Consider the following 13,496-nt stretch of genomic DNA (forward strand, 5'->3'; position numbering starts at 1 on the left):
AGCACGGCCACCGACAACATCACGAACTGAAGCGAATAAATCACGGACAATGTTTGCACCCATAATAGCTTCACCATTTACAATATCAATATACTCAATAATTTCTTTACCTTGAATTCCAGAAGTTGTTGTTACAATCATGACTGACACTCTCCTAATAAGTTGTAGTTTTGATAAGATTTCTTATGCTTTAGAAAAAGTGGTTCTGGTGCCAAAAATACTCGATAGAAACATAGAGTATTTTTGCATCAAAACCTGCAATTGTTTAACATATGTATCGCTATGACATATGCAATTGAATGAAAGTGATGCAATTGTTTAACATATGTATCGCCATAACATATGCAATGGATCTCTTAGAAATAAGATAAGCTACAGTAAGTATCACCGAGCCAGGTAAATAAATAGTAATATCCGAAAGCTGATTCGTATGAAGAACTGTAAAAATTATAATCGAAATGATAGATGCAATAGCAGTACCAATATAATGTGAAAAACGATTTAATATTATATGACAAAACACAATTTCTTCAAGCAATGGCCCTAGAATACCAAATACTAGCAATGTAAAAATAAGAGGTATCCCCGTGCCTGTTCCAAGAAGCTGTTCTTGGTTCTCTGGCTGGGCAGTTGCTAGAAAACGCATAACAGATTGTTCTACAATTACCGTAAATAAAACCACCAGAGGAACACTTACTATTTTCAAAATTGTTTTCTCTTTAAAATAAGTAAAACTTTCAATAATTTCTTTCCTAAAGAAAATTATTCCTACAATAGCAGGTACAGTCAAACCGATGGCACTAAGAGCAAATTCTGATTCAACTAAATTACTGTTAGTTAAAAGTGATAGGCCAAATAATATGAACAAGCCAATTTGGAGTAGTGCAAACATTGTATAAACTATTAGCATAATAATTTCTTTTTTATTCATTTTTATAAAGTTCACTTTATTGCCCCCGTAATTAAATTACCTATAATCTTTGATTTTTCTTTCTGCATAACGTTCTCCTTCTAAATATATTTATATTAAAAACCGGACGGTTCGGTCTGAATCGAAATCTAATGATACTACAAGTTTCTAGTTTTTTAAACCCTTTTAACGAAATCAAAATGGTAAAAAGCAAATATATTTATATCTCAGTTGCTTTGTTACAATTTAATTCCAGTAATCATTAATGATTAATCTTTTATAGAATGAAGTGAAAGTGGGGGAGTTCGAACACTTTAGCTAAACATATTAATAAAAATTATATATAATAATCATATGTCTATACGTTAAAATTAACTATATATTTTTACCCCTGCTACGAAGTTAGGTGAAAGTAGTTGTATAACATGACTGAATTGAATAATTGATCATGTTAATTTTGACAGAAAATTCATTTGAGTGATATAGATAATACAATTTGATTAACCTCTTTTCAAACCGTATTGTTTGAGGTTCAGATAATATAGGGGTTGATAAGATATTTTTGTTCCAAACTTCTTTATACTTACAAAAAAATTCAAGAAAATAGATGGTAAATATCACCTGAAATATTAAGCTCGTTTTTATTAGGAGGATTACAAAGCATGACTAAAGTTGATAAGGTTAAAGAAAAAATTATTGAAACATCTTTATATTTATTTAATACTAATGGGATAACTCGCACATCCATCCAGGATATAATGACAGCTACTGAATTACCTAAAGGATCTATTTATCGTAGATTCAAAAGTAAAGAAGAAATTGTCCTTGCTGCCTACGACAAAAGTGGTGAGATTATGTGGAGTCATTTTCATAAAGCAATGGAAAATAAAAAGACAGCAATTGATAAAATCCTTGCAATTTTCCTTGTATATCAAGATGCAGCTAATAATCCTCCTATTGCTGGAGGCTGTCCATTACTTAATAGCGCAATTGAAAGTACTGGAGTATTTCCAGAATTACAAAAAGCAGCAGCAAAAGGTTATGATGATACAGTAATGTTAATGGCTTCTCTCATAAAAGAAGGAATAGAGAAACAAGAACTTAAAGAAGATATAGATATTATATCGCTCGCTTCTTTTCTTGCATCTTCAATGGAGGGAGCTATTATGGCAAGTCGCGTATCTAACGATAATATACACCATCATTATTTTATTGAACAAATAAAACATCATCTTTTCTCTTATTCTAAATAAGTGAGAATTTGCAGTGTTTCCATCCGATTTTTATAAACTTAAATTGAATACATACCCCTTATGAACAGTATCTTTTGTTTATGAGGGGTATTTGAATAGCTTTTAGACGATGTTTCATGTTTCTTATTGAACGGCTTTGTTATCGTTACTACAGGAAAAGCAATAAAGAATGAATTACATATAAACTGATTTATATGTTGTAAGTGTTTCTATATTGAGTTTGTAAATCTACACAATAAGGTTTCATTGTATATAATACGTAGAATAGAAGTTCAGTTAGATAAAATTCGGTAGTCGAATTTTTTTGCATAAAGCTGTATAATGCTTGTAACGAAAGGGAAATACAGGAAGGGATTTGTAATGAGTTACTATGGAAAAAGATAAACAACAATTAAGCGTTGAAGTTGCAAGATTATATTATCAATCAGATTATAGTCAGCAAGAAATTGCTAACAAATTAAATATTTCAAGACCGACGATTTCTAGATTGTTAAAGTACGCGAAAGAAAAAGGGTTTGTTCAAATTAGCATCGCCGATCCATTTGCGGATTTAGATAACGTTGGGAATTTACTGAAAGAAAAGTACAACTTGTTAGAGGCACATGTTGTGTTTTCTCCAGTACCGGAATATGCAACGATTACAGAGTATATAAGTAAATATGCTGCTGAGTATATGGAAAAGACGGTTAAAAACGGTGATATTGTTGGTGTAAGCTGGGGAATGACGATGTATGAAATTGCTAGAAAAATCGTACCGCAACATGTAAAAGGGGTAGAGGTTGTCCAGCTAAAAGGTGGCATTAGTCATTCGAGTGTAAATACATATGCGAATGAGACGATAGCTTTATTTGCAGATGCTTTTCAAACGACGCCAAGAAATCTACCTCTTCCAGTTATATTTGATAATGCAGTGACAAAAGAATTAGTAGAGCAGGATCGACATATTCATCACATTATCGAAATGGGGAAACAAGCGAATATTGCAGTTTTCACTGTAGGAACAGTGCGAGACGAAGCGCTGTTATTCCGATTAGGTTATTTCGATAAGGATGAAACAAGTTTACTCAAAAAACAATCGGTCGGTGACATTTGTTCACGTTTCTTTGATGGAGACGGAAATATTAGTAGCGAAGAGATTAATCAGCGTACAATTGGAATTGAGTTAGAGGAACTGAAATTAAAGAAACGCTCTATTTTAGTTGCAGGTGGTAATAGAAAAATAAAAGCAATTGATGGTGCGTTACGTGGCGGGTATGCAAATGTATTAATTATCGATCAGCATACAGCAAAAGAACTGTTACATTATGAAAAAGGTTAGAAATAAAAGGAGTTCTCAAAATGTTAATTTTGAGAACTCCTTTTATTTTGTTATGTATGAATGATAGGAGTCTTTTTTGAACACAAATTGCCTTTTTAAAAATAATTATGGATATGGAGATACATACTACCATTGTTAACATAGAAAATTTGATTATATATGAAGTGTTCTTTGTTAGAATGCGCTTTATTTACTACAAGAAAATGCCTTTTAAAAAAGAATGAACAAAATTTCAAAAGTGTATTTACATTTGTTCAACTAAGAGTTAGAATGAAGTTGTTAAAAGATATGAGGAGTGAAGATAATGAACATTGCAAAGTTAATTGACCATACAATTTTAAAAGCTAATACTACTAAAGAAGATGTTATGAAAGTAATCGAAGAAGCAAAGGAATATAAATTCGCTTCTGTTTGTATTAACCCAACATGGGTAAAATTAGCGGCTGATGAACTAGCTGGACATGATGTAGACGTTTGTACTGTAATCGGTTTCCCATTAGGAGCAAGCACTACTGAAACAAAAGCATTTGAAACAAAAGATGCTATCGCAAAAGGTGCAACTGAAGTTGATATGGTAATCAACGTAGGCGCTTTAAAAGATGGCGATAACGAATTTGTTGAAAAAGACATTTATGAAGTAGTACAAGCAGCAAAAGGAAAAGCTCTTGTAAAAGTAATCATTGAAACTTGCCTATTAACAGATGAAGAGAAAGTACGTGCTTGTGAATTATCAGTAAAAGCTGGTGCTGATTTCGTAAAAACTTCAACTGGATTCTCAACTGGCGGAGCGACTGCTGAAGATATCGCATTAATGCGTAAAACAGTAGGACCAAACGTTGGTGTAAAAGCATCTGGCGGTGTTCGTACACGTGAAGATGCAGACAAAATGGTAGCTGCTGGAGCTTCTCGCGTTGGAGCAAGTGCTAGTGTTGCAATCGTATTAAATGATGCAAAAGGTGCTACAGATAACTACTAATCGATAAAAGCTTAAAGCAATAGATATACGTTTAAAGTATATCTATTGCTTTAATAATTGAAAAAAATGTAAGCGGATACGAATGGGAGGAAACGGCTTATGAAATACTTAATCGGTGTTTTTGGCCTCGTATTGATTTTAGGTATCGCTTGGCTTGCTAGTAATGATAGAAAGAAAGTCAAATATCGTCCAATCATAACGATGGTTATATTACAATTCATTTTGGGGTTTCTATTATTAAATACAAGTGTAGGGAATATATTAATTAGCGGAATAGCAGATGGTTTTGGAGAGCTATTAAAATATGCCGCTGACGGTGTGAATTTCGTATTTGGTGGATTAGTAAATCAAAAAGAGTTTTCGTTCTTTTTAAGTGTATTAATGCCAATCGTATTTATATCAGCCTTAATAGGTATTTTGCAACATATTAAAGTATTACCTATTATTGTGAAATCTATTGGTCTAGCATTAAGTAAAGTAAATGGAATGGGGAAACTAGAATCATATAACGCTGTGGCATCGGCGATTTTAGGACAATCGGAAGTATTTATTTCGGTTAAGAAACAACTAGGGTTATTGCCAGAGAAAAGAATGTATACATTATGTGCATCAGCAATGTCTACAGTTTCTATGTCTATCGTTGGATCATATATGGTTTTATTAAAACCACAATATGTTGTAACCGCTTTAGTGCTTAACTTATTCGGTGGCTTCATCATTGCTTCTATCATTAACCCGTATGAAGTTACTGAGGAAGAAGATATGTTAGAAGTACAAGAAGAAGAGAAAAAGACTTTCTTTGAAGTATTAGGGGAATACATTATTGATGGATTTAAAGTTGCGATTACAGTAGCAGCTATGTTAATTGGTTTCGTAGCTCTTATCGCATTCATTAATGCAGTATTTAAAGGTGTAATCGGTATTTCATTCCAAGAAATTCTTGGTTATGCATTTGCACCATTTGCATTTATTATGGGTGTACCTTGGCATGAAGCAGTTAATGCCGGAAATATTATGGCAACAAAATTAGTATCAAATGAATTTGTCGCTATGACAGATTTAGCACAAGGAAACTTTAATTTCTCAGATAGAACGACAGCGATTATCTCTGTATTCTTAGTTTCATTTGCAAACTTCTCTTCAATTGGGATTATTGCAGGAGCAGTTAAGAGCTTAAATGAAAAGCAAGGGAATGTAGTCGCAAGATTTGGTTTGAAATTACTATTCGGTGCAACATTAGTAAGTTTCTTATCAGCAACAATCGTTGGTTTATTATTTTAATAGATTTATATAATATAAAAAGGAATGGTGATTGTAATGAGAATGGTAGATATTATCGCAAAAAAACGTGACGGCAAAGAATTAACGACTGAAGAAATCAAATTCTTTATTAATGGATATACAGACGGAAGTATTCCTGATTATCAAGTGAGTGCACTTGCAATGGCAATCTTCTTTAAAGATATGACAGATCGCGAACGTGCAGATTTAACGATGGCGATGGTTGAGTCTGGAGAAACGATCGACTTATCAGCAATTGAAGGAATTAAAGTAGACAAACATTCAACTGGCGGTGTTGGTGATACAACAACATTAGTATTAGGACCATTAGTAGCTGCTTTAGATGTACCAGTAGCAAAAATGTCTGGTCGTGGTTTAGGGCATACAGGCGGAACAATTGATAAATTAGAAGCGGTAGAAGGATTCCACGTTGAAATTACGAAAGAACAATTCATTGATATTGTAAACCGTGACAAAGTAGCTGTTATTGGACAAACAGGAAACTTAACACCTGCAGATAAAAAGATTTATGCATTACGCGACGTAACAGGAACTGTTAACTCAATTCCTTTAATCGCAAGTTCAATTATGAGTAAAAAAATTGCAGCTGGTGCTGACGCAATCGTACTTGATGTAAAAACAGGTGCTGGTGCATTTATGAAAACAGAAGAAGATGCAAAAGAATTAGCACATGCAATGGTACGTATCGGAAATAACGTAGGACGTCAAACAATGGCAGTTATTTCAGATATGTCACAACCTCTTGGATTTGCGATTGGTAATGCTCTAGAAGTGAAAGAAGCAATTGATACGTTAAAAGGTGAAGGTCCAGAAGATTTAACAGAATTAGTACTTGTATTAGGAAGTCAAATGGTCGTACTTGCGAAAAAAGCAAATACGTTAGAAGAAGCTCGTGAAATGCTAATTGAAGTGATGAAAAACGGAAAAGCAACTGAGAAATTTAAAGAGTTCTTAAGCAATCAAGGCGGAGATAGCTCAATTGTAGACAATCCAGAAAAAATGCCACAAGCGAAGTATGTAATTGATGTACCTGCAAAAACTTCAGGTGTTATTTCTAACATTGTTGCAGATGAAATCGGTATCGCAGCTATGTTACTTGGTGCTGGCCGCGCAACAAAAGAAGATGAAATTGATTTAGCAGTAGGTTTAATGTTACGCAAAAAAGTTGGCGATGCAGTAAAAGAAGGCGAGCCGTTCGTAACAATCTACGCAAATCGTGAAAATGTAGAAGATGTAAAAGCAAAAATTTATGAGAACATCTCTATCGCTGAAACAGCAGTGGCTCCTAAATTAGTTCATACAGTTATTACTGACTAATCATTATTTCATTTACTTTGAGGGGGAAATAATATGGATAAGAAAAAATATATTGAAGAAGCAAACAAGATGTTATCGAAAGCGTATATTCCGTATTCTAAATTTCCTGTTGGCGCAGCGTTAGTTACGAAAGAAGGGAAAATCTATACTGGTTGTAATATAGAAAATGCTTCTTACGGTTTATGTAACTGTGCAGAAAGAACAGCAATATTTAAAGCAGTATCAGAAGGTGAGCGCGATTTTAGTTACTTAGTTATTACAGGAGAAACTGATGGACCGATTTCACCATGTGGTGCGTGTAGACAAGTAATTGTTGAATTCTGTGATCCGAAAATGCCTGTATTACTAACGAATGTAAAAGGTGATGAAAAAGAAGTGACTGTTGAGCAATTACTTCCAGGTGCTTTCACAATTGACGATTTAAAATAAGTTAAAAAGCCATTTTGCAATTATTAATTGCAGAATGGCTTTTTTGTTCATATTCCGTTCATAAACTTTGCGTAAAATGATTGCAGCGAATATGGAAAGTTTACAGCAGGAGGAATATAATGAAGAAATTCTATAATGCGGCATGTAGTTACTTATTGGTTTATGATTTTGCTAAAAAAGTCATTTAAATAGATAGGAGTGGAAAGTATGATAGCACTTTTATCAAGTGTCATAGCGGTTTGTATGGCTGTTGGGGTAATGTTTCTACGTTTTAAAGCAGCGAAAAAGCCGGTAACGAAAAAGAAAATTATATTACCACCAATTTTTATGAGTACAGGCGCGATGATGTACTTTTTACCAGAGTTTCGATTAACATCGTTAGAAATAGTCGAGGCAATTAGTATAGGGCTTATTTTCTCTATTTTTCTTATTAAAACAACTAAGTTCGAAATAAAGGGCGAACATATATTTATGAAACCGTCAAAAGCATTCATATTCATTTTAGTAGGCTTATTAGCTGTACGCGTGGCATTAAAGTCATATTTAAGCCAATCAATTGATTTGGCAGAGTTAAGCAGCATGTTTTTCTTACTTGCATTTGCGATGATTGTGTCGTGGAGAATTGCGATGTATCGCTCGTTTACTAAATTAGAAAAGACAATAAACAGAGCTGGAATTTCTATATAGGAAATCCAGCTCTGTTTATGTTTTATTGAAATTCTTTAGCGTGGAACTCATTTGCTTAATTTTAAACGTATTTGAGCATCTTGTAATGCAACTGGTGTAACGTTAAGACCATTCGAATCAACAATTTTTGTATTTAATAAAATGGAATCTAGGCTTCCACGAAATGTTTCTGTATAGTTTTGACGTAACATTTGTTGTTCTTGTTTTTCATCAACTGTTAATCCAGATGTTCTTTCTTTTTTTGATAATTCATTAATACGGAATAAAATATTTTGCATTTTGTTCACCTCTTGTTTTAAATTAAATTAGTAACTTACTAATTTATAGTTATTGTAACTTGTTTAGTTGTTTGTGTCAATACTATCTAAAAATAAGTTAGAAATTGACGAAAAATTATAACAATAATAGAATAAAGTGTATTGAATAATTAGTTTCACAATTATACATAAAACGCTAGGGGGATTATTATGAAATCAACATTTTTTGCTCAAAATAGAGAAAGACTAACGAAAACATTACCTGATGAATCCGTTACGATTTTATTTGCGGGACAAGCACCGCATATGTCAGCTGATGCACATTATAAATTTGTACCGAATCGTAATTTTTACTACTTAACGGGAATCGATGAACCAAATGTTATTTTTATGCTAAAAAAGTTTGGGAATAGTGTAGAAGAGACACTTTTTATTGAAAAATCAGATCCAGTAATGGAAAAATGGGTTGGGAAAACAGTTTCTAGCGAAGAAGCAGAGGGAATTTCAGGTATAAAGAAAGTTGTATATTTAGATAGCTTTGAAAAGACAATGTCAAATATACTTTTTACAGAAAATGCGAAGCATCTATATTTAGATATAGAACGTCGTGAGTGGAATGGTACGGAGACAAAAACATTAGCATTTGCTAAACATGTAAGAGAACAATACCCACACGTAACAATTGGTAATGTATATCCGAACATTTGTGAATTACGAGTATTTAAAACAGAGGAAGAAATTGAAATTATTAAAGAAGCGATTGCTATAACGCAAGACGGTATTTACAACGCACTTAAGCATGCAAAAGCAGGTATGATGGAGTATGAATTAGAAGCTCAATTTGATTTTACACTGAAATCATCTGGCATTAAGCACCATGCGTTCAATACAATTTTGGCAAGTGGTAAAAATGCTACAGTTCTTCATTATGAAGATAATGATGCACAAATTCAAAATGGTGATTTAGTATTGCTAGATTTAGGTGCTCAAAAAGACTACTATAACGCTGATATTAGTTATACATTCCCGGCAAATGGAACATTCTCTAGTCGTCAAAAACAAATTTATAATATTGTATTAAAGGCATTAAAAGAAACAACAGAGATTATTAAGCCAGGATTAAAGTTCGCTGCATTAAATGAGCATACAAAAAAGGTGCTGGCAGAAGAGTGTAAAGCAATTGGCTTAATTCAAGAAGATGAAGAGTTATCAAAATACTATTATCATGGTGTCAGCCATTTCCTTGGTTTAGATACACATGATGTAGGAACATATAAAGATAGAGTGTTAGAAGAAGGTATGGTTATAACAATTGAACCTGGTCTTTATATTGAGGAAGAGTCGATTGGTATTCGAATAGAAGATGATATTCTTGTAACGAAAGACGGGTATGAAAACTTATCAAAAGATATCATTAGAGAAGTTGAAGAAATTGAAGAATTTATGAGTGTAAATAATGAACATGTAAAAGGAAACCAAGCTGTAGTTAAATAATAAAAAAGTCATCACTAATTTATTTGAACTTTATCTCGAATCGTGGACAATTAAAAAATCCAGGATTCGGGATAGGGTTCTTTTTATCTTCGAAATACTAATCTTTAATTATTAATCCTAATAAAGTTGCAAACTGAACAGCTTGATATGTTGATACTTTACATCCTCTTAAATCGTTCACTGAAACTGTAAGTGTATCAAAGGTAGAAGAACTAATATCTATCCCCTTCAGTGATGTCTGATCAAAATTAGCTTCATCAAGACTACATAATTGGAATTCAACTTTTTTAAGTTTACAGTCAAAAAAATCTGCATTATTTAATGAAGTTTCATTAAATATAATTTTTTCTAGTTTAGAATTCCCAAATGCTGCTAAATTCAAAATTGAATTCTCAAATTTAACATTTCCTAAGCTAGATTCTGCAAAATTAACCCCGATTAATTTACTGTTTTTAAATTCGACTCTATGAACAGAAGAATTGCTTAAATTAACATTTGATAAATCGCAGTTTTCAAAACAAACATCTGTAATATCAATATTGCTAAAGTCTGTATTAGTGAATTTACAATTCTTTATCACTGCATCATACAATCGCACTCTATCTACAGATTCATTTTCGAAAGTGGAGTCTATAATTTCACACACTTCTAATGTTGGATCTTCTTCATAAAAAATATCTTGAAAATTCTTTGAAGATAACTCTGGTGAAATTTTTGGTCTATCAATTTTCATCGTATATCAATCCTCTTCTATTTGATATATTTGTGTAATTTGAGTCTATTGTCTTCTTGTAAGGAACATTAGTTCTTATTATACAAAAATGTAAGTTCTTTTGTGAAGAGCATTTTAGCTACATTTTTCTTATTTAATAATAGCAGTGTTATTGTTTCTTAAGAAATAACGCCAAAACAAATACGAGAACGGCTAGTATAGTCGCTACAAGGAAAATATTTTGTATTTCTAAAATATTCGCCTCTTGTAATGTCTCCGCTTTTAGTAATCTTCCAATTAGCTTACGTAAGATCTAATTACATCTCCTTATTTTCTTGAAAATCAACTTCTATAATGATTTTGAAAAAGAAAAAGGAGGGATTTTCCATGAAGCGATTTGTATTAGCAGCCGTTACAGTCTCTGTAATATTTTTAATTGCTGCCTGTTCTGTGACGACAAATACAACAAATGATCATAAAAATATGAATGATAAAAAAACACTACAGACTGAAACAGCTACAACACCATTGAAGGTTGAAAAAGGACCAGAAGTTACTTTAATTGCGAAAGAAGAAAAGCAAAAATTAAGTAACGGTGTTATTGTTCCAGTCTGGACATTTAATGGCTCATCTCCTGGTCCAGAAATTCGGGTGAAAAAAGGTGAAAAGGTGAAAGTGACATTAAAAAATGAATTATCTGCACCAGTATCTATTCATTGGCATGGATATCCTGTCCCAAATAACATGGATGGAATTCCAGGCGTGACGCAAGATGCGGTTGAACCAGGAAAAAGTTTCACTTACGAATTTGAAGCGAACGTACAAGGAACGTACTGGTATCACTCGCATCAAGATTCTGTAAATCAATTAGATAGAGGTTTGTATGGAGCGCTCATTGTAGAAGATACAAAGGAAAAATATGATAAAGATTACACATTAATGTTGGATGAATGGGTTACAGATAAAGAAGAAATTAATAAGCAGTTAAAAGAAATGACAAAAGGGCAAATAGGTAATAAATCTAAAGGTAATGAAAATGGGGAAAAGAATGATGATATGGACATGGACAGTGATAGAAAAGACTCTAGTAATATGGCAGGAATGGACCATGGAAATATGAAGATGGAAGGTCATGATATGAGTATGTATGATTTATTCACAATCAATGGAAAAAGCGGTGATTTAGTAGCGCCATTAAAAGTGAATAAGGGAGATAAAGTTCGTCTTAGACTCGTCAATGCTGGTTATCTATCACATGATATACATGTTCATGGTCATGATATAAAAGTAATTGCGACAGATGGTCAGCCAATAAACGATCCAAAAGTTATAAAGGATAAAGTAATTTCAATCGCACCGGGTGAACGTTATGATATTGAATTTACTGCTAATAATCCTGGGAAGTGGTATGTTGAAAACCATTCAAAAAATAAAGGTGCAAAAGGAATGAAAGCTGTTATTGAGTATGATGGCAGCAAAGAGATGAAAGATAAAGCAGACGAAAAAGAAAAATTACCGAAAGTAGATATAATGAAATATGGTACTAAAAAATTAGGTAGTTTCACGTTAAATCAAGAGTATACTGCCACATATAATATGGACTTAAATACGCAAATGAATGGAAATGAAATGGTATATACAATTAACGGAAAGGTATTTCCAGATATTGACCCAATTCAAGTGAAAAAGGGTGATTTAGTAAAAGTGAAGTTGGTAAATCGTTCTAAAATGGATGATCACCCAATGCATTTACACGGGCACTTCTTCCAGGTGTTGAGTAAAGATGGAAAACCGATAAAAGGTTCTCCAATTGTAAAAGATACATTGAACTTAAAACCGGGTGAAGAATATGAAGTAGCCTTTGTAGCAGACAATCCGGGTGAGTGGATGTTCCACTGTCACGACCTACATCATGCTTCAGCAGGGATGGTAACGGAAGTGAACTATACAGATTATAAATCTGACTATGTTCCAAACCAAAACATTCCTAATAAGCCAGAATAATAGGAAGCAGTTATCCTATGGATAGCTGCTTATTCATTTTTGTTGCAAGTACTAATGTATATGTTGATTATGCCCAGGTGAAGGAGTATGATCTGGGAATGTCGCGAATACGGCAACGATAATTACTACACTAATTGAAAGTAATAACAAAAAACGCTGTTGGATAAAAGTAGAAAAGTTCTCCGATAACAATTGAATCACACAGGACATAGTAATCGTTATAGTAAGTAAAAGGCTAATGAACAATATACTATGAGCTTGTTGAGCATTTAACATTTCTGTAATCATTGCTCCCATCATACTTGCCATTAATCCAGAGAACATTCCTTCTAAAGCAGTATATAGGTGAAAACGTAGACCGATTAAAAAACCGATAAAACCACTAATTAAAATAGCAAGCAAAGTAGAATATAGTAATTCCCCCTTAAAGAGAATGCCTAAATAAAAACCAATACTTAAACCGATACTCATACTAAAAGACATAATAAATACCATATACTCCATTAGGGTACTCTTACGTTTAGAGATATTGGATGCAATAAGAATTGAGGTACAGCAAAGTGTTAAGGTAGTTAACGTATAAGCAAACATTATGATACCTCCTTGTCCTATCGTTCATTTCATCATATGTTTATATGGAGAGTACTTATGCTTATTAATATCTGCATATTATCTGCACAATTTCATAGATGTAAGCAAAGGAACGCTTGATTTTTTAGGGCGTCTTTTTTAATTGTAAGCATGTGAAAGAAATTGTTATATTATGAGTTTCTATTGTGAAGCCATAAAGAATAAGCGTATAATATTATAGGTCTCACATTTGCGAGACAAACCGCG

General features: G+C 32.9%; 14 protein-coding genes. 9 read left to right on the forward strand and 5 right to left on the reverse strand.

The genetic code is table 11. The features are described 5' to 3' along the window. On the reverse strand, positions 1–141 hold a 141-nt coding region (locus RT27_RS32260), incomplete at its 3' end, for a heavy metal-binding domain-containing protein (protein WP_156137694.1). A 139-nt stretch (positions 142–280) separates the two neighbouring features. After that, positions 281–946 (reverse strand): CPBP family intramembrane glutamic endopeptidase, encoded by a 666-nt coding sequence (locus RT27_RS00005; protein ID WP_043935004.1) that lies wholly within the window; start codon positions 944–946, stop codon positions 281–283. Between the two features lie 626 nt (positions 947–1,572). Here RT27_RS00005 and RT27_RS00010 point away from each other — a divergent pair. From RT27_RS00010 to RT27_RS00040, 7 genes are all read left to right on the forward strand, one after another. Continuing rightward, positions 1,573–2,163 (forward strand): TetR/AcrR family transcriptional regulator, encoded by a 591-nt coding sequence (locus RT27_RS00010; protein ID WP_016082055.1) that lies wholly within the window; start codon positions 1,573–1,575, stop codon positions 2,161–2,163. A gap of 370 nt (positions 2,164–2,533) precedes the next feature. After that, positions 2,534–3,481, forward strand: a complete 948-nt coding sequence (locus tag RT27_RS00015) for a sugar-binding transcriptional regulator (RefSeq protein WP_016082054.1) — start codon at positions 2,534–2,536, stop codon at positions 3,479–3,481. A gap of 304 nt (positions 3,482–3,785) precedes the next feature. Then, positions 3,786–4,457, forward strand: a complete 672-nt coding sequence (deoC, locus tag RT27_RS00020; RefSeq protein WP_001017440.1) for a deoxyribose-phosphate aldolase — start codon at positions 3,786–3,788, stop codon at positions 4,455–4,457. Between the two features lie 99 nt (positions 4,458–4,556). After that, on the forward strand, positions 4,557–5,738 hold the full coding sequence (locus RT27_RS00025) for a NupC/NupG family nucleoside CNT transporter (RefSeq protein WP_016082053.1): 1,182 nt from the start codon (positions 4,557–4,559) through the stop codon (positions 5,736–5,738). Between the two features lie 36 nt (positions 5,739–5,774). Continuing rightward, complete coding sequence (locus tag RT27_RS00030; RefSeq protein WP_001983022.1) at positions 5,775–7,076, forward strand: pyrimidine-nucleoside phosphorylase; 1,302 nt, start codon at positions 5,775–5,777, stop codon at positions 7,074–7,076. 33 nt (positions 7,077–7,109) lie between these two features. Further along, entirely contained in the window at positions 7,110–7,505 is a 396-nt protein-coding gene (locus tag RT27_RS00035; RefSeq protein WP_043935005.1) for a cytidine deaminase, read from the forward strand. Between the two features lie 207 nt (positions 7,506–7,712). Next, on the forward strand, positions 7,713–8,192 hold the full coding sequence (locus RT27_RS00040) for a cytochrome c biogenesis protein CcdC (protein ID WP_043935006.1): 480 nt from the start codon (positions 7,713–7,715) through the stop codon (positions 8,190–8,192). A gap of 47 nt (positions 8,193–8,239) precedes the next feature. Here the strand turns inward: RT27_RS00040 and RT27_RS00045 are convergent, their stop codons facing one another. Beyond that, positions 8,240–8,470, reverse strand: coding sequence for a DUF896 domain-containing protein (locus RT27_RS00045; RefSeq protein ID WP_001179618.1), 231 nt, complete (start codon positions 8,468–8,470; stop codon positions 8,240–8,242). 189 nt (positions 8,471–8,659) lie between these two features. Here RT27_RS00045 and RT27_RS00050 point away from each other — a divergent pair, with 189 nt between their 5' ends. Next, complete coding sequence (locus tag RT27_RS00050; protein WP_029442004.1) at positions 8,660–9,943, forward strand: aminopeptidase P family protein; 1,284 nt, start codon at positions 8,660–8,662, stop codon at positions 9,941–9,943. 97 nt (positions 9,944–10,040) lie between these two features. Here RT27_RS00050 and RT27_RS00055 read toward each other — a convergent pair whose 3' ends face one another. Continuing rightward, positions 10,041–10,676, reverse strand: a complete 636-nt coding sequence (locus RT27_RS00055) for a pentapeptide repeat-containing protein (protein ID WP_000687268.1) — start codon at positions 10,674–10,676, stop codon at positions 10,041–10,043. A 366-nt stretch (positions 10,677–11,042) separates the two neighbouring features. Here RT27_RS00055 and RT27_RS00060 point away from each other — a divergent pair, with 366 nt between their 5' ends. Further along, positions 11,043–12,659, forward strand: coding sequence for a multicopper oxidase family protein (locus RT27_RS00060; protein WP_029442006.1), 1,617 nt, complete (start codon positions 11,043–11,045; stop codon positions 12,657–12,659). A 51-nt stretch (positions 12,660–12,710) separates the two neighbouring features. On the opposite strand, the gene RT27_RS00065 is transcribed toward RT27_RS00060, so the two are convergent. After that, positions 12,711–13,250, reverse strand: coding sequence for a hypothetical protein (locus RT27_RS00065; protein ID WP_016082040.1), 540 nt, complete (start codon positions 13,248–13,250; stop codon positions 12,711–12,713). Positions 13,251–13,496 lie beyond the last annotated feature (246 nt).

The organism is Bacillus sp. L_1B0_5, assembly GCF_000836715.1.
In the GTDB taxonomy this organism is placed as follows: domain Bacteria; phylum Bacillota; class Bacilli; order Bacillales; family Bacillaceae_G; genus Bacillus_A; species Bacillus_A thuringiensis_S.

Bases quoted from the DNA above. Each gene is read 5' to 3' on its own strand.
- RT27_RS00010 (WP_016082055.1), top strand. From the start codon at position 1,573: ATGACTAAAGTTGATAAGGTTAAAGAAAAAATTATTGAAACATCTTTA.
- RT27_RS00015 (WP_016082054.1), top strand. From the start codon at position 2,534: ATGGAAAAAGATAAACAACAATTAAGCGTTGAAGTTGCAAGATTATAT.
- RT27_RS00045 (WP_001179618.1), bottom strand. From the start codon at position 8,470: ATGCAAAATATTTTATTCCGTATTAATGAATTATCAAAAAAAGAAAGA.
- RT27_RS00025 (WP_016082053.1), top strand. From the start codon at position 4,557: ATGAAATACTTAATCGGTGTTTTTGGCCTCGTATTGATTTTAGGTATC.
- RT27_RS00065 (WP_016082040.1), bottom strand. From the start codon at position 13,250: ATGTTTGCTTATACGTTAACTACCTTAACACTTTGCTGTACCTCAATT.
- RT27_RS00035 (WP_043935005.1), top strand. From the start codon at position 7,110: ATGGATAAGAAAAAATATATTGAAGAAGCAAACAAGATGTTATCGAAA.
- RT27_RS00040 (WP_043935006.1), top strand. From the start codon at position 7,713: ATGATAGCACTTTTATCAAGTGTCATAGCGGTTTGTATGGCTGTTGGG.
- RT27_RS00055 (WP_000687268.1), bottom strand. From the start codon at position 10,676: ATGAAAATTGATAGACCAAAAATTTCACCAGAGTTATCTTCAAAGAAT.
- deoC (WP_001017440.1), top strand. From the start codon at position 3,786: ATGAACATTGCAAAGTTAATTGACCATACAATTTTAAAAGCTAATACT.
- RT27_RS00050 (WP_029442004.1), top strand. From the start codon at position 8,660: ATGAAATCAACATTTTTTGCTCAAAATAGAGAAAGACTAACGAAAACA.
- RT27_RS00060 (WP_029442006.1), top strand. From the start codon at position 11,043: ATGAAGCGATTTGTATTAGCAGCCGTTACAGTCTCTGTAATATTTTTA.
- RT27_RS00030 (WP_001983022.1), top strand. From the start codon at position 5,775: ATGAGAATGGTAGATATTATCGCAAAAAAACGTGACGGCAAAGAATTA.